Source organism: Aquimarina mycalae, assembly GCF_029906345.1.
Taxonomy (GTDB): Bacteria; Bacteroidota; Bacteroidia; order Flavobacteriales; family Flavobacteriaceae; genus Aquimarina.
This window is the reverse complement of record NZ_JARYGY010000002.1, coordinates 180,050-203,219: the sequence shown is the minus strand read 5'-3', so window position 1 is coordinate 203,219 and position 23,170 is coordinate 180,050. Positions and strand designations below refer to the sequence as shown.

At 37.0% G+C, this 23,170-nt stretch carries 14 protein-coding genes; 2 read left to right on the top strand and 12 right to left on the bottom strand.

Features of this window, described 5'->3' with window-relative positions; all coding sequences use genetic code 11:
• Positions 1-384 precede the first annotated feature (384 nt).
• Positions 385-1,248: a hypothetical protein gene (locus tag QBK95_RS05535; RefSeq protein ID WP_280931412.1), complete on the top strand. Its 864-nt coding sequence runs from the start codon at positions 385-387 to the stop codon at positions 1,246-1,248.
• 404 nt (positions 1,249-1,652) lie between these two features.
• Here QBK95_RS05535 and QBK95_RS05530 read toward each other — a convergent pair whose 3' ends face one another.
• The 3 genes from QBK95_RS05530 to gpmI all read right to left on the bottom strand — a co-directional run bounded on the left by QBK95_RS05530 (position 1,653) and on the right by gpmI (position 5,014).
• A complete protein-coding gene (locus QBK95_RS05530; RefSeq protein WP_280931410.1) occupies positions 1,653-2,726 on the bottom strand; it encodes a FecR domain-containing protein in 1,074 nt (357 codons plus the stop codon).
• 25 nt (positions 2,727-2,751) lie between these two features.
• On the bottom strand, positions 2,752-3,318 hold the full coding sequence (locus QBK95_RS05525; RefSeq protein WP_280931408.1) for an RNA polymerase sigma factor: 567 nt from the start codon (positions 3,316-3,318) through the stop codon (positions 2,752-2,754).
• Between the two features lie 178 nt (positions 3,319-3,496).
• Positions 3,497-5,014 carry a 2,3-bisphosphoglycerate-independent phosphoglycerate mutase gene (gene gpmI / locus QBK95_RS05520; protein ID WP_280931407.1) on the bottom strand — a complete coding sequence of 506 codons (1,518 nt, stop codon included), beginning with the start codon at positions 5,012-5,014 and terminating at the stop codon, positions 3,497-3,499.
• A gap of 501 nt (positions 5,015-5,515) precedes the next feature.
• Here gpmI and QBK95_RS05515 point away from each other — a divergent pair.
• Complete coding sequence (locus QBK95_RS05515) at positions 5,516-5,896, top strand: ankyrin repeat domain-containing protein (RefSeq protein ID WP_280931405.1); 381 nt, start codon at positions 5,516-5,518, stop codon at positions 5,894-5,896.
• 65 nt (positions 5,897-5,961) lie between these two features.
• On the opposite strand, the gene QBK95_RS05510 is transcribed toward QBK95_RS05515, so the two are convergent.
• The 9 genes from QBK95_RS05510 to QBK95_RS05470 all read right to left on the bottom strand — a co-directional run.
• Positions 5,962-6,726, bottom strand: a complete 765-nt coding sequence (locus QBK95_RS05510) for a M48 family metalloprotease (RefSeq protein WP_280931403.1) — start codon at positions 6,724-6,726, stop codon at positions 5,962-5,964.
• A 173-nt stretch (positions 6,727-6,899) separates the two neighbouring features.
• Positions 6,900-7,385 carry a CAP domain-containing protein gene (locus QBK95_RS05505; protein WP_280931402.1) on the bottom strand — a complete coding sequence of 162 codons (486 nt, stop codon included), beginning with the start codon at positions 7,383-7,385 and terminating at the stop codon, positions 6,900-6,902.
• Positions 7,386-7,435: 50 nt separating this feature from the next.
• Positions 7,436-8,161 carry a M15 family metallopeptidase gene (locus tag QBK95_RS05500; RefSeq protein ID WP_280931400.1) on the bottom strand — a complete coding sequence of 242 codons (726 nt, stop codon included), beginning with the start codon at positions 8,159-8,161 and terminating at the stop codon, positions 7,436-7,438.
• A 164-nt stretch (positions 8,162-8,325) separates the two neighbouring features.
• Positions 8,326-8,874, bottom strand: coding sequence for a ClpP family protease (locus QBK95_RS05495; RefSeq protein ID WP_280931398.1), 549 nt, complete (start codon positions 8,872-8,874; stop codon positions 8,326-8,328).
• Between the two features lie 154 nt (positions 8,875-9,028).
• Positions 9,029-10,486 (bottom strand): PA14 domain-containing protein, encoded by a 1,458-nt coding sequence (locus QBK95_RS05490; RefSeq protein WP_280931395.1) that lies wholly within the window; start codon positions 10,484-10,486, stop codon positions 9,029-9,031.
• A 230-nt stretch (positions 10,487-10,716) separates the two neighbouring features.
• The gene (locus tag QBK95_RS05485) at positions 10,717-11,877 is read right to left on the bottom strand and encodes a T9SS type B sorting domain-containing protein (RefSeq protein WP_280931393.1); all 1,161 of its coding nucleotides are present in this window, start codon (positions 11,875-11,877) and stop codon (positions 10,717-10,719) included.
• A gap of 9 nt (positions 11,878-11,886) precedes the next feature.
• The gene (locus QBK95_RS05480) at positions 11,887-17,370 is read right to left on the bottom strand and encodes a beta strand repeat-containing protein (protein ID WP_280931391.1); all 5,484 of its coding nucleotides are present in this window, start codon (positions 17,368-17,370) and stop codon (positions 11,887-11,889) included.
• 17 nt (positions 17,371-17,387) lie between these two features.
• Complete coding sequence (locus QBK95_RS05475; RefSeq protein ID WP_280931388.1) at positions 17,388-18,053, bottom strand: hypothetical protein; 666 nt, start codon at positions 18,051-18,053, stop codon at positions 17,388-17,390.
• Positions 18,054-18,108: 55 nt separating this feature from the next.
• A partial coding sequence (locus QBK95_RS05470) for a beta strand repeat-containing protein (RefSeq protein WP_280931386.1) occupies positions 18,109-23,170 on the bottom strand: 5,062 nt, incomplete at its 5' end.

Below are 23,170 nucleotides of genomic sequence, written 5' to 3'. Positions count from 1 at the left end.
GATTCAATCAGTTCATCTTATTTTAATCTTCATTGTAATGTTATACAGTTTTTTTAGAAATTACAAATCAATTGGTTTTTTATTATGACTTCTCTTAGGAACGCAATATAGAGGTCAAGTTACTTTTCATCTTTAATAAGTACTAAAAATAGTATTCCCAAAGGTGTTTTTTATATAGTTTTTACTAATTCTTGATACTAAGAGAGTATTCATGACTATTTAATTTCATTTTTTTATAACAAATTAAATAGTTAGTAATCAGTTATTTATACTGATTTAATAGAAAATTTTGAAAAAAAAACATAAACCTGCGCAGCGTTTTCTTTTTTTCTGGTTTTGTAAATAGAAAACCCAATATAATATTCATTTAAAAAAAAGTAAACCATGAGAAATTTTTTGATTTGTACATTGACTTTAGGATTAATTGTAAGTTGTACCGTAGAGGATGTTGATAATACTATCGATAGCTCTGACCAAAATAATGATAAGGAGAAATTTGAACTGTTTAACAATCTAGATGTAGCTATGAATGGTTTTGATGCAATTTCAGAACAGGCGTCTGTAGATGTTCAGGGATCTTCTAAGAGTTTTAAAAGTAGTTGTGTATCTATTGAACTATTAGCTTCCAATCAAGATAATACATTGCCAGGTTTTGATAATTATGATTTCTATAGCAAAATGATTCTGGATTATACAGAGGAGCAATGTCAATTTGATGATTGGAGTGGTAAAGTAGAGTATTATGTAGCTGGAGTATTTAATTCTAAGTGGAAAGATTCTACGATTTTTAAGAACGTTAGAGGAGATGATGGCTATGTGTTTGATGGTTATAGAGTAGCTGAACAAAATGAAGCATTAAGCAACGAAACTACTAAAGTATTTGACGTTGTAATCGATGGTGTTATTACAGATCCAAATGGAGATTCATATCGTTATACAACAGACAGAAATTTTGTTTTTGAAAATAGATTTACTCCAGAAGAAGTTATCACCCTTGATGAATCTTCTTCTTTAGAAGGAATAAATCAGACATTTTTTATGAGAACTGAATCTTTAGATGGAGCGCCTTTAGTGTATAAAATAGCATGTTTTGATAGAGTAAATTTCTTGAAATACCCTGTTCAAGGTTCTATGGATTTTTCTAGTAGTTTTGATGTTAATTTTAATATCGATTTTGGAGATGGAGCTTGTGATAAAGAAGTTGTGTTAACAGGTCAGAATGGAGAATCAATTACATTCGATTTATAAGATAGTAGGTTAGTTAATGATAAAAAACCGTCTGTAAATTTTACTACAGGCGGTTTTTTAGTGCTTTTTTTTGATCAAAAGCCTCGTTAATTATTATCAAAACCCTTTAAATAATGAAAAGAAATTACTGTTGATGAAATTGTTAAACTTTAGATATTGGTAGTAGTAGGAAAATTTACAGAAAGCAATAAGATCCTAAATATAATATACGTACCGTGAACTTAAAAACTTATATATAACAAGAAAAACTACCGTTACGTTAATGAATTGGATTGAATTATATATACTTATGAAAATAAGAGATAGTAATTGTATATATACATTTATAAGGTAGGATATCTGATGTAATACCCATGATCAACGTTAAGCTTACTTTGTAAAAAAGTATACTAAGATCTATAATCTTATTGACTACAACCTCTTCCTGTAATCAAAAAAAGATCTTCTTTTTTTGATACTTGCAAGCGTAATGAAAGCGCTACCGCTTTTAAAACTTTTACTGTATTGGCTTGTTCAAAAGATCCTGAATACTTACAATTAAGGATTTTTACATTTTTTAATTGAATTCTAGCATCATAATTCTGGTAAAGATCATTAATGATTTCATTAATGTTTGCATTTTTATAATGTAAACTTCCTGTCTTCCATGCAAACTGATTTGGAGATTCCCCAAGTATAGAAATCCCTCTATTATCTACACGAAGGCTTTGACCAGGAGTTAATTCTTTTACTTCTTTAGTTATATTGTGAACCACTTTGGCTGTTCCAGCAATAAGAGTCATAAGATCAGCATTTGCATCAGAATGAATAGCAAAAGAGTTTCCAGTAACTTGAATTTTGGAATGTTTTCCGAATAAAATAAATGGCATAGACTCATCTTTATGAACGTTTAAAAAAGCCGTTCCTGTAATATCGGCCCTACGATATCCTTGTTTTGATGCTGTGAAATTTACTTTACTATTTCTTCTAACTGCAATTGCACTTAAATCTGGCAGTTTATTGTATTTAGTATCTTCTGTTGAAGCATATTTATCCGATGCTTTATAAGTTACTGTAATGACCCCTTTTTCGTTGATATCTTCTTCGGGTTCTATAGTTGTTACATCAACTTTTTTGGGAGTACTGATGTTATTAATTTGTTTTATGACTTCAGTAGTATCATTTTCTATAGTCGTAACTGTTTCATCATTGGTATTTGTGATGAGGTCAACACCATCATTTTCGATAGGGCTTTCTATAGATGTATTATCTGTTGGAGGGTTTGATGTTTTGTTTCTAAGGATGTACAAGGTGGTTATGATGCTAATTAACAAAATAATGACACCTCCAATTTTATGCCATAAAAAAGAACTTTTATCGTCTGTGTTTTCTTGTACAGCATCAAAAATAGAGTCAAACCGATCCTTAGATGACTCCATAACATCATCTTTGAATTTAGTTTGTAAAAGTTCTTTTAAAAGGTCTTTGTCCTCTTTCATTTGTTACTCATTTAGAGATTACTGGTTAATGTTTTTCAATTCCAAGTGCTCTCATATTTTCTAAAAGTTTTTTCCTTGCTCTTGTGTAATTAGATCTTGATGTACTTTCTTTAATCTTTAATATTTTTCCTATCTCTTTATGAGAATATCCTTCAATAGCATATAGATTTAAAACATATCTGTATTGTTCTGGTAAATCATTTATTAATACTCTTATTTTTTCTGCAGAAAGTTGCTCAGAAAAATGTTCTTTTTCCATATCATTAAGTTCCTGCGTATCTCGTTCTTCTATTAATTCTGAATTATCAATATAAACTGTTTTCTTTCTGGTATGCCAATAGTCGATTGCACAATTGACAACAATTCTTTCGATCCAACTACCTAGCATACCATTATGTTTATATTTTTTTATATTCTTGAAGACTTTAATAAAAGCCTCTTGCACTATATCCTCTGCATCAGATTGATTTTTGCAATAGCGAGAACTTACCGCAATCATTCTGGGCATAAAAGCATTATATATTTTTTCCATGGCATCCCGGTTATTCTTTTTACATGCTTTAACCAGTCTGCCTTGCTCTTCTTTATTCATGAATAAGGGTTAGTGCTTACTCTCATAAATTACAACTGAGAATGTAGGATTTCGCTGCGTATAAATTTTATAAATTGATTTAGATACTGTTAAAGATAATAAAATGAAATTTCTAGCACATAAAAAAGGCAGTCACATTACTAGTGTGACTGCCTTATACTTTATGTAATAATAATGATTACTTAATTAAAGACTTCTGAGTCATTGCTTCGGGTTGGTCTACGCCAATAAGTTTTAAAATTGTAGGAGCGATATCACCTAAAACACCATCTTTTATCTGTATTTGATCTTTGTCAATTAAAATAATAGGTACAGGATTGGTTGTGTGAGCGGTATGAGGTGATCCATCGGGATTTATCATCGTTTCACAATTACCATGATCCGCAATTAGAATGGTACTATATCCATGTTCTAATCCTGTTGATATTACATCTTTTACACATATATCGACTGCTTCACAAGCTTTAATTGCTGCTTCCATAACTCCTGTATGTCCAACCATATCTCCATTAGCAAAATTTAGACATACAAAATCTGTTTCTCCTTTTTGTAATTCAGGTACTAAAGCATCTCTTAATTCATAGGCACTCATTTCTGGTTTTAGATCATAAGTGGCAACTTTAGGAGAGTTTCTAAGAATCCTAGATTCACCTTCAAAAGGAGTTTCTTGTCCTCCAGAAAAGAAGAAAGTAACATGGGGATATTTTTCGGTCTCAGCGATGCGAATTTGTTTTTTTCCTGCTTTAGATAATACTTCTCCTAGAGTTTCAGTAATATTATCTTTATCATAAATAACTTTTGTTCCTTTAAAGTTTTCATCATAATTAGTCATTGTTACATAATACAATGGTAAAGTATGAGTATTATATTCGGGCATATCTGTTTGTGATAGCATTTCTGTAAGTTCGCGACCACGATCTGTCCTAAAATTAAAAAAGATAATAACATCATCCTTTTTGATTGTTGCAACAGGAACTCCGTTTTCCTGCATTACAATGGGTTTAATAAACTCATCTGTAATATTATTATCGTAGTTCTTCTGTATACTTTCAGAGGCATCAGTACTTGCTTCTCCAATACCTTGTACAAGTAAATCATATGCCAGTTTAACACGTTCCCACCTCTTATCTCTATCCATTGCATAATATCTACCCACTACAGAAGCCAATTTACCTGTAGATGTAGTCATATGTTTTTGAATATTCTTAATATGATCAATTCCAGATTTAGGATCTACATCACGTCCATCTGTAAACGCATGTAAGAAAACATTGTCTAAACCTTTAGCACTTGCTACATCGAGCAATCCTTTTATATGATTGATGTGCGAGTGAACTCCACCATCGCTTACTAAACCTAGAAGATGAATGTTTTTGTTATGTTCCTTAGCGTAATTCAATGCATCTACTAAGGTAGACTCGTTTTTCAATGTATTATTCTTAATGGCCATATTGATTTTGGCTAAATCTTGGTACACAATTCTACCAGCTCCAAGATTCATGTGTCCTACTTCGCTATTACCCATTTGCCCATCTGGTAAACCTACATGAAGTCCATCTGTTCGTAATGAAGCATTAGGATATTTAGAGTACAAACTATCAATAAAAGGTGTCTCTGCATGATCAATAGCAGATACTTTAGGATCTGGAGAAGTTCCCCATCCATCCAGAATCATTAAGATTACTTTTTTGTTCATTTTTTCTAAAATTTTAAATCTTTGGTTGGTTAAAGTTGAGTACAATGCTCAAAAATAAAACAAGAGGCAAAAGTACAATATACATTCATAATCACCCAAAAACGAAAGTTGTCGATATGAGATTTTGGTGTATAGTAATTCTCTAATTAAGGTAAGAGATTGTTAAACCGTTAAAGGATGGAGGTATACGTGAATAAAAATGAGTTATTATTAAATTTAAAGCTTTTTTAGTAGAGATAATGTAATTTGTAAAAAAGGATAAATTGTTGAAAATAAAATGATTATTTACATAAATCAGCGTAAATATAGCAATGTAAATTATGCAATAAAATAAGTTATAAGTAAAGATATTATTAATATTTTAACACATTTAGTTAATTATTTATTGATTAAAAAGGTTAAAGTTATGTTATATTAATTTTTTGTTGTAACAAAAATGTGATGTTGGGAGTCTTGTATATATATAGTAAACCTATAGTATAAATTAATAAAAACAACATCATGAAAAAAACAATTGTAACCGCATTGGCTATTATGTTCATCACATCAGTAAGCTTTGCAACCGAAAAATCAACGACTTTAGATAGTCATAATTACGAAATTAGCACTAACCAAGTTAGCACTTTTTGCATGGCAATCGTCAAGGGCGAAACTGATACTGTAAAGAAAATGATAGAATTAGGAAGCGATGTAAACAAAAAATCTGAAGGAATGACTCCTTTAATGTATGCTGCTCGATATAATAGAGTAGATATTATTAAAATGTTAGTTAAAAAAGGAGCTAAAGTAAAAGCTAGAGATAGCAAAGGTAATACAGCGATGAAATTTGCCAAATTATCTAATGCAAAGGAAGCAATGGCTGTACTTAAAAAGCTGTCATAGCGTGTTTATAACGTAGAAAAATTAAGAAAACTTCGCTTGTTTAGGTACAGGCGAAGTTTTTTGTATTATTTACTGTATGTTTCGATTGCCTCGCGAATTTTTTCGATTCGATTATCTGGATCAGGATGTGTACTCTGAAATTCAGGAGTACGATTAGGGCCAGCTGCGTTTTTAAGAATATTCATGACTCCAATCATCTCTTGAGGATTATAACCAGAATTAATCATAAATAAAACCCCTAATTTATCACTTTCCAGTTCATCATCTCTTCCGTTACCTAAAAGTATGTTTTGTCCAATTCCATTAACAAGGCCACCAGCATCTACGCCAACAGATGCTCCTGTAGAAATGGTTTTCCAAAATTCATGCTCTGCTATTCGCTCTGCAGAATGTCTTCCTAAAACATGTCCTATTTCATGACCAAGTACACCTGCTAATTGATCTTCATTTTGTAATTTAGAATATAAAGCATAGGTGATAAATATCTGACCTCCTGGTAATGCAAATGCGTTAATAGTATTAGGGTCTGCCAATAGATGAAATTCGTAGCGATATGGCGACTCTCTAGCCATGGTGTTATTAATTAACTTGTTACCTACATTATCCACATAGTTTTGAAGCCTTTGATCGGGATATAAACCTCCATGTTGTCTTGTCATTTCTGGTTCGTTCTGAAGCCCTATTGCAATTTCTTGATCAGTGGTCATATTAATGTTCTGTACACGATCGGTATACTGATTATGAGTTTTATTGTTGCATTTTTTAATAAAAGCAAAAGCAACAATGGCAAGGCCTATTAGTATTCTTATTTTTAATCCACCACGTCTCATTAGGATTATATTTTTATGTTAACGACAAATTATTTTTGGATTCTTAAAGTTACTAAATATAAAAGTTGCTTACCAATAATTGTAAATAACATTTTTGGTAAGCAACTACTAGAGGTATTGTGTTCGGGCTATTGAACACTTATAGTGCTAATTGGCATAGTTGAGCATGCATGTTAGCGATAAAAAAGTTGTGTATAATAGTATCGACCATCTTGATCTTTTATTGCAGAAATACCAGTATACATATAATTACCTTCAATATTAGCTTTATGTCCCGTACTGTTAAGCCATCCATTTACAACACTTTGCGCATCTGGATAAAATTTAGCAACGTTTTCAGCAGTTCCAGTTGCATTTTCTTGAGTATTTAAAACGTCACTTCTCTGATTAAAATTTGCGTGATTAATTTCACTTATAGAGATCATGTATTTTGTATGATCAATAGCTAATTCCTCTGCAGTTTCATTTTTTAATAAAACGGATAATCCTATACTTTGTCTGTGTTCATTTACCAATGAAAGAATATCATTTGAAATATTAGCGTCATTTGTAAGTTCTATTACATTTTGATCAGTAATTTCGGCATCATCTTCTGAAGAACAAGATCCGATTGATAACAGCACGAGCGTTATACAGAAATAGGTTAATACATTTTTCATGAGGTATAGGGCTTTTTTATATAACTAAAAGAATTAGCTTTTAGTATGTATTACAGTAATTTAGGATTAATATCCAAGATGTTCTCATTCAGATATTGTTGGATAAATTCTGATGAAAAATGAGAGCTTCCCATTAATACTGCTTTTTGTAATTCGGTTTTGATATCAAGTTTTTTAAATTCCTTAAGCATTGGTATTGAAGTAGGAGCATAGGAGTAATGCCAAGGTTCATATTTAAAACCTTTTCTTCCTTTTTTATTTGTGTAAACGAGATAGAAACCAAAATCATTTGCATTATGATCCATCCAAGTTTTAAATCTAGCGAAAGGCCCATCATTATGAAAATGTTTCTCTAAAAGCACATCTTTAGGCTGTTTAACACTTCCATCAACAATATCTATATCCGAACCCCAATGATGACGAGAAGTACCCGGAATTGTAGAATATTCGATTATTTTATGAATGGCTTTTGTAGGTAATAATCCGCTTGCTGTATATCTTTCGTATTTACGTTCCCAAATACGGTTTTGATGGGCATAATCTCTATAACTGGAAACAACTTTAATTTTAATGCCTTGTTTTAAGGCTGCACTTTTCATTTTTAAAAAGGCTTGATTCGCTTTTTTACGCAGTTTATATCCTTCGCCTACAATTATAGGGTTTCCTTTCCCCATAAGGTCGTCCTTACTGATTTTCGATTGAAAACTGGTAAATGAAACTGAAGATAATCCTACCAGTCCCATAGCACTTACTTGAATGAATTTTTTTCTTTTCATTATTTGGGGGAATTATATTTTCTATAAAAATTGATCCTTAAGAACCTATGGATACATCTGTAATTTAAGAAATTAAAACGAAATGCCGCAACTACACATTAGATTATTGTTGCGGCAATTTTTAGTTTTTAAAAGTAAATATCTAAAAAAATGATATGAATTTTTTATGAAAGTATTCCATCTACAATGCCATATGCTATAGATTCTTCTGCATCCATCCAGTAATCACGATTAAAATCTCTTAATACCTTATCAATTTCCTGGCCACAATTATCTGCAAGAATTTGAGCACTTAATTCTTTAGTTTTTAGGATTTCAGTTGCCTGGATTTCAATATTAGAAGCTTGCCCTCTTGCACCTCCACTTGGCTGATGTATCATTACCTTAGCATGCGGTTGAATAAATCTGCGTCCTTTTTCACCCACACTTAAAAGAATCGATCCCATAGAAGCTGCTAGTCCAGTACAGATAGTAGATACAGGACTTTTTAAAGCTTTAATAGTATCATACATTGCAAATCCTGAAGTTACATATCCACCAGGACTGTTAATGTATAGTTTAATTTCCTCATTACTTATCATATCCAAATACATTAATCTGTCTATAACATGCTTAGCTGATTTATCATCAACTTGACCCCATAGAAAAACACTACGCTCTTCTAGAAATTTCTTATCTATTATATCTTGAATTTTTCCTGATTTTTCTTTCATTTTTTAGGTTTTAATCTTAATAAAAAATGAACCTGAATAACGTTGTCATTTTTCATTACTATTCTACATTAAGGTTAAATGTATGATTATTTTTGGAAAAAAACACCTAAGTGACTCCTTTGTTTTTGATAGAATCATATATAGCTGGGAAGTATTATTTTATGAAAAAAATAGTAGCATCGATATCACTACCTACAGTATAACCATCTGGATTAGCTCCCCAGGTAAATTGCATAAAATCACCTCCACCATTTTCATAATACCAAAATTCAATATTGTGCTCACCAGCAGCAAGAGTTACAGAACCTGATCGGGTGGTTGGACCTTGATCAAACCAATTTTCTACAATCAGTACATTGTCAATGTAAATTCTTGTACCATCATCAGATCGGGCATTAAAGGTGAAAAGACCTGTATTTTGAACATTAATAGTTCCAGAATAAAATAAGATGTAACCATCTGCATCTGGAGCTATAGTCGCTCGAGAAGTATTATTTAATGGAATGGAAGATAAGCCTTGAGAGGTTGAAACTCCTAAACTGCGAATATTATCAATGTCTGGCTGGGAAGTATTGGGAATATCCCAAGTATAGTATTGAAGACCAGATGTGTTTGTAGCTGAATTATTGTTTATTTGAATCCAGTTAGTGCCATCGCTTTGAACCCATAATACAGATTCATTGGGTATGATAGTTTGATTAGAGTTGTCTGTAGAGACATAGGAACTAATTGTGGTACTGTTATTATTAGGGTTTTTTATACTATAGATTCTTCCTTGACAAGTATTTGCTGCTGGAAAAGTGATGGTATGAATACCTCCCAAGATGATCGTGTAATGATTTTCGGTCAATGTTAGATTTCCAGTTGTTGTAAGTATGGATTTTGATATAGATCCTTCTACCTGGAATGTAGAATTAGCAATAGTAAACCCAGCTGAAGAATCATCATAATCAGCATCTATAGGTACTTCTTGAGTGTTTAAATTTATCCCAAATCGTGTAGTAGCATCAGCAGTATTATTACTTCCCTGCACTCTAAAAAACTCTCTGTGGAATTGTCCTCTTCTATAATCATATCTTTTGAAGATTATCGGTTCGGCACCATCGTCACCAATAATAAATTCTAACCTTCCATCATTAGCTGGTCCAGCAGATCCAATCTCAAATAGGTCAGTACCACCTGTACTACCTTTTAATCTGAAACTACCATTGGTTGTTGTAAAAAATATAGGCCTATAAAAGCTAGCTCCTGTTGCAGTAAACTGAAGTGCAGAAGTTGTTCCATCTCCATTAAGAAGTACAAGAGGTTGATCGACATCGGTATAATCAGGAAAACCTTGTACCAAACCAAGCGTTTGTCTTCTTCCGAATTGTAAGAGAGGTAAATTATTGGATCTGATTTCCATTCTTACATCATCAATATGCCCTAAGAATGACGTAGTAGGTAATCCAGTGTTTCCATCAACGAGCCAGTTGTCATTGGAAGTAGAAACCCAATTGGTTCCGTCAAATACGAAAATTTTGTTTTCTTCGAGATTATATAAGATAGCACCTGTTGCTGCACCAGTTACTCCATTCATTTCTGCAGTTGTAGCTGCAGTGGGCAATCCCATAACAGAGTTCGCATCTATTTGAGAAAATGCATTAAAACAATATAAAAAAAAAGGATAATGATAGTAGAAGTTTTTTCATAAATAAGGGGATGAAAAATGAATATTATTATACAAAGTTAAATATCGAAATTAAGTTTTTTATTCTAAATTGAATTTCACTTAAAGTGTTGAAAAATAGATCTGTATAAAAATGAAGCTTTTTACAAGTATGATATAACAAAAAACACTGATTACCTATTAATATATAGGTATCCTGCGCGATCTTTTACTCCATTTACTAATAATACATAATAGTACGTACCTACAGGGAGTTCTTCTCCTTTTGCTATGGTAGCTCTACCTTCAGAAATACCATTAAATGCCTCGGATGTCTGTTGTACTTCGTGATATGCCTTTCGATTATAAACTAAAACCCCCCAACGGTTGTATACAAACAACTCATTGTCAGGAAACTGTATGAGCCCTTGTATAACAAATGTATCATTGAATCCATCTCCGTTAGGTGAAACAGCAGTAAATACTTCTAAATCACCATCTAATATTCTATTAGAAGTACCAAAAGTAAGTACTACATAATTATCAGGGATTATTGGATCAGATGTAATTTCCCCATTGTCAAGATCTCCTGTGAATCCTATGTTTCCAAGGTTGACCCATTGTTCTAGATTAGCATCCCATCCTACTACTCTTAAATCTTGCAAATCACTAACTAAAGTAGGGATGTTACTATTAGTATCCCAGCTTAAGGTTACACTAGTTTCTTGATCTCCGTCTACATCCCAAAATTCAAAAATGCTAACCCCAAATAATAAATCACCAAAATCGTCGGTATCAAAAGTATCAGGAAAAAAGTTAGGAGAATTAGGATTCTCAAAGAAATAAGCTGCTCGTGCTGTATTAATTGCTGCCTGACTTTCAATTCGTGCAGGTCTATGACGAAAATCATCTCCTATAGGAAATGAAAAATCAAGCTGACCTGTTATCGAAGCGTAACCATCAACATGTCTGTCGTTATTTACACCTAAATATGGAGCATCATTAATGTAATCTAGAGAAACATTAATTTGATCTCTAGGTGTGAATACCCTTCCATTTGTAAATTCCTGAAAATTATTAACACCCACGGCAACTTCAAGAAATAAATCATTTAAAACATCAATTTCCATATCAAAGAAAATTGGGCGATTTGTTCCAGAAATTGTTAAGCTATTTTGATTATAAAAACCAGTAAATCCAACATTTTGATCAAAAGCTCCATCGTTAATTACATCTAAATGAAACCCTACTTGACCTTGATCATGAATCTGCACATTACCAAAATTATGAAATGCAGTTTGAGCACTTACTACAAGCGAAAATAAAAACAGATATGTACTTATTATTTTTTTCATTTCGTTTGCTTAATTTGGTTGCACTCTATAGGTAATTCTTCTATTCGTAATAACAGTACCTACCCCAATTGCAAAGCCGTTTCCAAACTCAGAAGTGCTATTAGAGACAGTTGCTGTTGCTGTAATCATACTTCCTGGAGGAATTATCGTGCTCAATGGAATACTTATGTTAAACCTATTTGTATTATCTGCATTACCATCCGCACCAGTGTATGCTGATGTTGTAGCATCAGAATCTCCACCACTTCCTTCTACACCAGAACCTATAAATGTCTGACCTTCACCATAATCTACTGTTAACCCTAATTGATTATCTCCAGCTGTAGCTGTTCCTTGATTGATGTCTGTAAGAAAAACTTCTATCGTTGCTCCAGGACGAGACCAGCCTATTATTTTTAAAGTTGTACCATTAATCGAAACAGATTCGAAAATAGGGAAGTTAAGACTTCCATTAGGACCAGTATCCGTATCACCATTATCATTTATAGTAACACCGTCGTTAGCTATATCAATTCCTAATGCATCCGCAACAGTTCCATTAGCAAATATCGAATTTTGAGATATTAGATTTCCAGAAGTTGTTCCACCTGTCAACGATATACCAGCTCCACCATTATTATTAATAATATTATTAGTTACAGAAGAATTATTTTGCGCTAAATTGATTCCTGTAAGATTTGCACAACCATTATCGCTTCCTCCTGTAGTTATTGTATTTTCTGTTATCGTTAGGTTACCTTGATTATCAAAAATGCCTGTTGACGCTGATCCGTCAATCAAGTTATTTTGGATAACGATACCACTTCCGTTAACTGCCCTTATGTTAAATTCGCAATTTCTAAATCCATTATTGGTAATGTGATTATTTTGAATCAGTGTTGAGGTTCCTCCATTTATAGAAATTCCAAAATCAGTATTCGAAGCTATATAATTACCATCTAAAGTTACTGTTCCGTCATTAATTTCAAAACCATCATCTACATAACTTACAACACCCACAGGACCAACTACTCCAAGAGCATTAACGCCTAATAGGTTTTCTGTAATTAAATTTCCTGTTCCTGAATCTTGACGAATAGCTCTTCTATTTCCACTATAAACAGCTAGATTCCTTATTACAGTGTTAGAAGCTTGAATCTGAATAACATCTCCATTGTCACTACGTACTTGTATTTCGGGTAAATTATAGTTCGGTAGGGTAGTAGCAGATGTTCCCACAGCGGTTCCTCCTGATCCTACAGTCCCAGTATTGGTGTCTCCAGAATAAGCAGTTTGTGTTCGACCATCAATATGTGTAGCATCACCCGAAATTACATCCAGAGGAGATACGTTAGGTAGGTTAATGTCAAAAAAACCACTACCAAAATTAGCATCTGCAGTTCTTCCTAACGGATCTCCTGTTGGAGGGATCATAAAAATAGAAGTATCTTCTCCTGCAGCTGGGTTAAAAATACTATTTGCCTCTATATTTAGACCTGTTTCATCAATATTATTAGCGTTAATTATAAATTGCCCAAGAGAACCTTGTCCATCACTGTTAGTGTTAACAATTGTATTAAAATTAAAACCAAAATCGATATCCACGGCTCCTTCAGTAAATATGGTAATAGCAGAAGCTGTTTGTGCACCTGCAAGTATACCAGCGGCTACATCTTCATTAGCTGGATTAGCCCCACCAATTTCATTAATCACAGTTCCTAAAGTACTAGCTGTATACGTAGATCTAAACGTTTGGATAGGTATACAGGTGGTACAAGTAGCACCACCACCTCTAGTAGATCTAACCGTATTATTAACAACACGAAGTGTGTAGTCACCATTGGCCATACCACCAATATTATAGTCTCCGTTTACATCTGTTATATCAGAATCTATTAACGTATTTGTATTATCATACAGTTCTACAGTAGTTCCTTCAACCCCAATACCAGACGATGTTGCAAGATCTCTACCAGCACCTCCAGGATAATTAATATCTTCAAAAACGGTACCAGTCATTAAATTACTAGGTACTTTTAGCAATACAGAATTGAGTATAACAAAATCACCACCAGTTTCTATATTGGTAGTGGCTGTTGTCTCCCCTAATGCTATTAGCGGAGAAATATCATAAGTATCTAAGTCAAATCCAAATAGAGAAGAATCATTAATTACTGGACTTGCGGTATCATCATAAATCGTAGAATTGAAAACGTTGTTAAGGGTAGGAGGGTTGTTATCCCCATCTCCTGTTAGATTAGTGGTTCCAGAAGTTGTAGTAACCGATATGGTTTCATTACCTGTTCTGGCACCATCACCTTCCCACGACAATACAGAGGTTTTTGACCCAGTAGAACCAATGGCAAAGAATCCTGATAAAGTATATGATGTAGTACTATTAATTTCTCCATCAAAACCGTTATACATGTTGATACTAACCGCAGGAAATGTAGGATTCGTATAAAAAATGTATAAGGCCCATCCACCAAAAACTACCGTACCATTACAATACCCAACCTCGTTACCATTATCGATAGTAAGTCCTGAAAAATCATAAGTATTGGTTGATGGGTCCGGAATATTGTTAACGATAGATGTAACATCGCTTACCATTCCATAATAAAAACCACCCGCAGCAGAATTAACAACATCAGCAGTTACACTTTGCCCTTCAAAAGTAACAACATCATCAGCAGCAACGCTCGAATGTCCCCATAATAAATAGGCCTTCTCAATCGTAGAACCAGCAACAATAGGTGTTGTTAAAGTGTTAGAAGAAGAGGCTGTAATGGCACAAGGATCTACTCCTTCATCTGCAGTTCTAAGGGTTCCAGCGGTTAGTGCATAATCATAATAACCATTAAACTCATCAAAAAGCGTTAATGGAACATCATCAGAAACTGCTGGATCACCATCATCAAGTATGGTTCCAATTCCATTAACTAAACCAACTAAAGGCGAACTAGAATTACTAAGATCCACGAAAAATGTTTCTGTATTTTCTCCGAAAATATTATTAATAATAGGTACTGTAATTGTTTGACTTTCACCAGAAGTTCCAGAAAAATTTAGGGTTCCTGTAGTGTTTACGAAATCAGAGTCTGCAAATGCAGTGTCATCTATGGTACCATAATTTACAGAAAATCCACCAGGAACATTTCCTCCAGAATGAGTTGCGGTAAACGTAGCTGTACCAGCATTTTCATTTACTGTTACATTATTAACTGTGACAAAACTAGAAGTAGCACCAGTACAAGATATGGTAGCTTGCCATCCGTTTCCAGTTACAGAACCATCAGATGTAAAAATAAACGTTAAACAACCAGATGGATCCGAAGAAATAATTGTAGTTGGAATATTACCATTGTCATGAGTGCTAATCAATGTAGTGGTAGTTGTACCTTCAAAGATAGCTAGTGCATCAAAATTGTCCTCTACATCAAATGATGTGAAATTTAATACAACTGAGCTACCAGCAGTATCTGGACAAATGGTATAAGTTATTGTTTCATTGTTGTTATATTGACCATTTATAGAACCAGAATCGACAAAAATTCCACTACAAGTATTGTCTGTAATAAAATCGGTAATAATAAATGGAGCTTCATCGTCTATAATAGTACCCAATCCTTGATTATCACCAATGGATACCAAGGTATTACTTATATTGCTAAGATTTATAAAATATGTTTCAGTTCCTTCTACGTCAGTATCATTAATGATTGGAATTATGATAGTTTGAGTTTCTCCATTAGTTCCAGAAAACGAAAGTGTAGGATTCGGAGAGCCAGTAGCGGTATAATCACCTGGAGCTATTGCAGTATTATCAGCAGTAGCATATTCAACCGTGAAACCTCCTGAAACGTTTCCACCTCCAGAATGAGTAACTGTAAAAGTAGCAGTTCCAGCTGTTTCATTAACAGAAATATCATTAATTGCTATCGAAGCAGTATCGTCATCTGTAATAGTTCCTATACCTTGAGCATCTGTTAAAATAACTGTTCCTACACTAGGATTACTTAGGTTAACAAAGAATGTTTCAGTAGTAACTTCTACAATATTATCATCAATAATTGGAATAGTAATAGTTTCGGTTTCTCCATCAGTTCCAGCAAAAGATAGTGTGGGATTAGGAGAACCAGTAGCAGTATAATCGCCTGGAGCAATTGCAGTATTATTAGCTGTAGCATACTCGACCGTAAAACCACCAGATATTGTTCCAGTTAGTGTAACGGTAAAGGTAGCATTTCCAGCATTTTCATTTACGGATATATCATTGATACTTATTCCAGCATCATTATCGATAATCGTACCCAAACCTTGAGTATCAGTAATGGTTACAAGAGCACTACTTGAATTACTAAGGTTTACAAAATATGTTTCAGTTCCTTCAATGTCAGAATCTTCTAATATAGGTACAGTAATTGTTTGAGTTTCTCCAAGATTCCCTGTAAAGGTAAGAGAAGGAGGAGAGCTGGTACTAGTATAATCATTATTAGCAATAGTTGCAGTATTATCGGCTGTTGCATAATCAATTGTATATCCTCCAGTCAATGAGCCGCCAGATGATGTTACTGTAAAAGTAGCCGTACCTGCAGCTTCATTCACGGATACATCGTCAATAACAATTGAAATAGCATCGTTTGCATTTATAGTTCCAATTCCTTGTGTATCAGCAATAGTAACAGTGCCATCACTTGGGTTGCTAAGATTAACGAAAAAAGTTTCAGCATTTTCTGCTTCAGTATCATTTATAATAGGAATAGAAATAGTCTGGGTGCTAAGAGTTGTTCCAGGAAAACTTATGGTAGCACCCGTAAATGCGGTATAATCTCCAGGAGCATTCGCAGAATTATCAACGGTGTTGTATTCAACAGTAAAACTTCCAGTAGTCGTTCCTCCTGTATGTGAAACGGTGAAATCTAAGGTTCCGGCATTTTCGTTCACTGCAACATCATCGATTGATATTTCTGGGGTTGATGCAGTGGCTGTAAACAATACATCATCTATAGCAATAGTTTCATTATTGCCCCAGTTCCCACTTCCAGAAATGAAGCGTATTGCAGATGCCGCGGAAATTTGATTTGCTGTTAAGGTATGGGTAAGTGTTGTTCCAAATCCATTTCCAGTAGTAAGTACTGTTTCCCATAATCCCGTTGTACTGTTAAACAAATCAACATTAATGTTCTCATTTCCATTTATTAGAAAGTATACCAAGGAAAGGTCAACTGAAGAATAAGTAGATAAATCAATTGCTCTACTAATACTTCTGGCATCTATATTTCTGAATTCCAGATCGGCAAAACCACTTACAAATATTCTACCACCACCAGGAGTTCCATCGTCACCTGTTTCTATCCAACTTGTGGTCCAGGCTTGATTACCACTACTGTTGTTATATATTGCTCCACCACCAAAATCATCTTCATATGTATCCTGACCAAAAATATCAATATTTGGTAATGCAATTAGTAATACTAAAAGCAGATAGGATATGTGACTTGTTAGTTTCATTGGCTACTCTACTGAATTTATCTTACTACAAATACTACATTAATAAGTGTGTTAAAATCTGCTGGTTGTCCTATAACAGTATAGGTCAATACACCAGCGGCTGTTATGGTCATAGCGCCTGGTGCTGTATCAAATACAGAGGAATCCGCAAAAGTAACATAGTAGTATAAATCTGTTGCTGCATATAACGGCACTGTTGCAGGTGCGCCAGTACTTACCGCAGTTGGAATTCCAAATTGTGCTGTATACATTGCGTATAGGTCTACAGAAAAAGTACCATTTACTGAAGCATCGATTTCTATGGACGGAGGATAAAATACTCTTGCAGCCTTAGATGTAATTGGTGCAATGGCTTGGATTACTTCCTCTACCGTGGTTTCTAATGTAGGAGACCCAATTGCTCCTTCATTGACATCGATATTAGAAGCTAATGGTACTTCAGACGAATTTTGATCATCCGTGCTTAATTGCCATCCATTAGTAATTCCAGTATATCTATAAATTTCTTCATCGGCCAAATTAAAAACTACTGAACCAACTTGAGGATTAAGAATTGCATTTATTTCTGTTAAATCAGTAGCTGTTGGTAATCCCATTAATGCATTTGCGTCGTTAGGACCTATCTGCGCAAATAAGTTTGCAGATAGAATAATAAATAATGCTATGATAGGTAGTTTTTTCATTTTAGTATAATTTTTCATTTAAAATGCTAAAGAAATAAGTTTTTAAGATTGAATGTTAAAAATCTAGCACAGTAAACATAAATTCTAAATCAATATCATCTTTTTGATTTGTACCATTATCACTATCCCCAATATTGATTTTAAATCCTGCTGTTGTTTGATCGTAATAAGTTATACCTGGATCGTCATAATTTGCACCAGTATTTCCAGGGCAATCTCCATCACAATCTAAAATAGAAAGTTGAATAATATAATTGGCGTCAGGCATTGCATTTGTAAATGTTACTTGATAATCCCCTTCATCTATTCTAGAGACAGTCGCATTTAAAATTTTTGCTGCGGTTCCATTACCAGCTACTTTCCCCATAGACTTTACAGGACTAACAAAGAATGCTCCTCCATCAGAACCAACATTTATTTCATTATCTGTATCAGTACTTACTACATTGGCAGTTTGTGTATCAGGAGTTGGAGTGTTTTCATTTACATAAGTTATAACTCCAGTAGTAGTATTCTGAGATAAGTTAGTTACGATATTAGTTGCTGGATCTCCAGTTACACCTTGCGCACCTGTGATACCTTGTGCTCCTGTAATTCCTTGTGCTCCCGTTACACCTTGGCTACCAGTTACTCCTTGCGCACCTGTGATACCTTGCGCTCCAGTGATTCCTTGCGCACCTGTTATACCTTGCGCTCCAGTGATTCCTTGCGCTCCAGTTACACCTTGAGCTCCTGTGATTCCTTGTGCTCCAGTGATTCCTTGCGCTCCAGTTACACCTTGAGCTCCTGTGATTCCTTGTGCACCCGTTACACCTTGTGCACCAGTTACACCTTGTGCACCAGTTACTCCTTGCGCACCTGTGATTCCTTGTGCTCCAGTTACACCTTGTGCACCTGTTACTCCTTGCGCACCTGTGATTCCTTGTGCTCCAGTGATTCCTTGTGCTCCAGTTACTCCTTGTGCACCTGTTACTCCTTGCGCACCTGTGATTCCTTGTGCTCCCGTTACACCTTGGCTACCAGTTACACCTTGTGCTCCAGTTATTCCTTGAGCTCCAGTGATTCCTTGCGCTCCAGTTACACCTTGCGCACCTGTAATTCCTTGTGCACCTGTTATTCCTTGCGCTCCAGTTACTCCTTGTGCACCAGTGATTCCTTGTGCTCCAGTTACTCCTTGCGCACCTGTGATTCCTTGTGCTCCCGTTACACCTTGGCTACCAGTTACACCTTGTGCACCAGTTACTCCTTGTGCACCTGTAATTCCTTGTGCACCCGTTACTCCTTGCGCTCCTGTGATACCTTGTACTCCAGTTACACCTTGCGCTCCAGTTATTCCTTGTGCACCTGTGATTCCTTGTGCTCCAGTGACTCCTTGAGCTCCCGTTACACCTTGGCTACCAGTTACACCTTGTGCACCAGTTACTCCTTGCGCACCTGTGATACCTTGTGCTCCAGTGATTCCTTGTGCTCCCGTTACACCTTGGCTACCAGTTACTCCTTGTGCACCTGTTACTCCTTGTGCACCTGTTACTCCTTGCGCACCTGTGATTCCTTGTGCTCCAGTTACACCTTGCGCACCTGTGATTCCTTGCGCTCCAGTTACTCCTTGGCTACCAGTTACACCTTGTGCACCTGTGATTCCTTGCGCACCTGTTACACCTTGTGCACCTGTTATTCCTTGTGCACCTGTTATTCCTTGCGCTCCAGTTACTCCTTGTGCACCAGTTATACCTTGTGCTCCTGTAATTCCTTGTGCACCCGTTACTCCTTGTGCACCAGTGATTCCTTGTGCTCCAGTTACACCTTGCGCACCTGTGATTCCTTGTGCACCTGTGATTCCTTGTGCTCCTGTGATTCCTTGTGCTCCTGTAATTCCTTGTGCACCCGTTACACCTTGTGCACCTGTTACACCTTGTGCACCTGTTATACCTTGTGCTCCAGTGATTCCTTGTGCTCCAGTTACACCTTGAGCTCCTGTTATACCTTGTGCTCCTGTGATTCCTTGCGCACCCGTTACACCTTGGCTACCAGTTACACCTTGTGCACCTGTGATTCCTTGTGCACCTGTGATTCCTTGCGCTCCAGTGATTCCTTGTGCACCCGTTACACCTTGTGCTCCAGTTACACCTTGTGCACCTGTGATTCCTTGTACACCTGTGATTCCTTGTGCTCCAGTGATTCCTTGTGCTCCTGTGATTCCTTGAGCACCTGTTACTCCTTGCGCACCTGTGATTCCTTGCGCACCCGTTACACCTTGTGCTCCAGTGATTCCTTGTGCACCTGTGATTCCTTGTGCTCCAGTTACACCTTGTGCTCCTGTGATACCTTGTGCTCCTGTAATTCCTTGTGCTCCAGTGATTCCTTGCGCTCCAGTTACACCTTGAGCTCCTGTGATTCCTTGTGCACCCGTTACACCTTGTGCACCAGTTACTCCTTGCGCACCTGTGATTCCTTGTGCTCCAGTTACACCTTGTGCACCTGTGATTCCTTGTGCTCCTGTGATTCCTTGTGCTCCAGTTACTCCTTGTGCACCTGTTACTCCTTGCGCACCTGTGATTCCTTGTGCTCCCGTTACACCTTGGCTACCAGTTACACCTTGTGCTCCAGTTATTCCTTGAGCTCCAGTGATTCCTTGTGCTCCTGTGATTCCTTGCGCACCTGTGATACCTTGTGCTCCTGTGATTCCTTGTGCACCCGTTACACCTTGTGCTCCAGTTACACCTTGTGCACCTGTGATTCCTTGTACACCTGTGATTCCTTGTGCTCCAGTGATTCCTTGCGCTCCAGTTACACCTTGAGCTCCTGTGATTCCTTGTGCACCCGTTACACCTTGTGCACCAGTTACACCTTGTGCACCAGTTACTCCTTGCGCACCTGTGATTCCTTGTGCTCCAGTTACACCTTGTGCACCTGTTACTCCTTGCGCACCTGTGATTCCTTGTGCTCCAGTGATTCCTTGTGCTCCAGTTACTCCTTGTGCACCTGTTACTCCTTGCGCACCTGTGATTCCTTGTGCTCCCGTTACACCTTGGCTACCAGTTACACCTTGTGCTCCAGTTATTCCTTGAGCTCCAGTGATTCCTTGTGCTCCTGTGATTCCTTGTGCTCCTGTGATTCCTTGTGCTCCTGTGATTCCTTGCGCACCTGTGATACCTTGTGCTCCTGTGATTCCTTGACTACCAGTTATTCCTTGTGCTCCTGTGATTCCTTGTGCTCCAGTTACTCCTTGTGCACCTGTTATACCTTGTGCTCCAGTGATTCCTTGTGCACCCGTTACACCTTGTGCACCAGTGATTCCTTGTGCTCCAGTGATTCCTTGTGCTCCAGTGATTCCTTGTGCTCCAGTGATTCCTTGTGCTCCTGTAATTCCTTGTGCTCCAGTTACACCTTGCGCACCTGTGATTCCTTGTACACCTGTGATTCCTTGCGCTCCAGTGATTCCTTGTGCTCCAGTTACACCTTGCGCACCTGTGATTCCTTGTGCACCTGTGATTCCTTGTGCTCCTGTAATTCCTTGTGCACCCGTTACACCTTGTGCACCTGTTACACCTTGTGCACCTGTTATACCTTGTGCTCCAGTGATTCCTTGTGCTCCAGTTATACCTTGTGCTCCTGTGATTCCTTGCGCACCCGTTACACCTTGGCTACCAGTTACACCTTGTGCACCTGTGATTCCTTGTGCACCTGTGATTCCTTGTGCACCTGTGATTCCTTGTGCACCTGTGATTCCTTGCGCTCCAGTGATTCCTTGTGCTCCAGTTACTCCTTGTGCACCTGTTATACCTTGTGCTCCAGTTACTCCTTGTGCACCTGTTATACCTTGTGCTCCTGTGATTCCTTGTGCACCCGTTACACCTTGTGCTCCAGTTACACCTTGTGCACCTGTGATTCCTTGTGCTCCAGTGATTCCTTGTGCTCCAGTGATTCCTTGAGCACCTGTTACTCCTTGCGCACCTGTGATTCCTTGCGCTCCAGTGATTCCTTGTACACCCGTTACACCTTGTGCACCTGTTATACCTTGTACTCCAGTGATTCCTTGTGCTCCAGTTATACCTTGTGCTCCAGTGATTCCTTGTGCTCCAGTGATTCCTTGCGCTCCAGTTACACCTTGTGCTCCAGTTACACCTTGTGCTCCAGTGATTCCTTGTGCTCCAGTGATTCCTTGTGCTCCAGTGATTCCTTGCGCTCCAGTGATTCCTTGCGCACCTGTAATTCCTTGTGCACCTGTAATTCCTTGTGCACCCGTTACACCTTGCGCTCCTGTGATACCTTGCGCACCTGTGATTCCTTGTGCTCCTGTAATTCCTTGTGCACCTGTGATTCCTTGTGCTCCAGTTACACCTTGCGCACCTGTGATTCCTTGCGCTCCAGTTACTCCTTGTGCTCCAGTGATTCCTTGTGCTCCAGTGATTCCTTGTGCACCTGTGATACCTTGTGCACCTGTGATTCCTTGTGCTCCTGTGATTCCTTGTGCTCCAGTTACTCCTTGTGCACCTGTTACTCCTTGCGCACCTGTGATTCCTTGCGCACCCGTTACACCTTGGCTACCAGTTACACCTTGTGCACCTGTGATTCCTTGCGCTCCAGTGATTCCTTGTGCTCCAGTTACACCTTGTGCTCCTGTGATTCCTTGTGCTCCAGTGATTCCTTGCGCTCCAGTGATTCCTTGCGCTCCTGTTATTCCTTGCGCTCCAGTTACACCTTGTGCACCTGTGATTCCTTGTGCTCCAGTTACACCTTGTGCTCCAGTTACACCTTGTGCTCCAGTGATTCCTTGTGCACCTGTTAAACCTTGCGCACCTGTGATTCCTTGCGCACCCGTTACACCTTGTGCTCCTGTGATTCCTTGTGCTCCAGTGATTCCTTGTGCTCCAGTGATTCCTTGCGCTCCAGTTATACCTTGTGCTCCAGTGATTCCTTGTGCTCCAGTTACACCTTGTGCTCCAGTTACACCTTGTGCACCTGTGATTCCTTGTGCACCAGTGATACCTTGCGCTCCAGTGATTCCTTGTGCTCCTGTGATTCCTTGTGCACCCGTTACACCTTGTGCTCCAGTTACTCCTTGCGCACCTGTGATTCCTTGTGCTCCAGTTACACCTTGTGCTCCTGTAATTCCT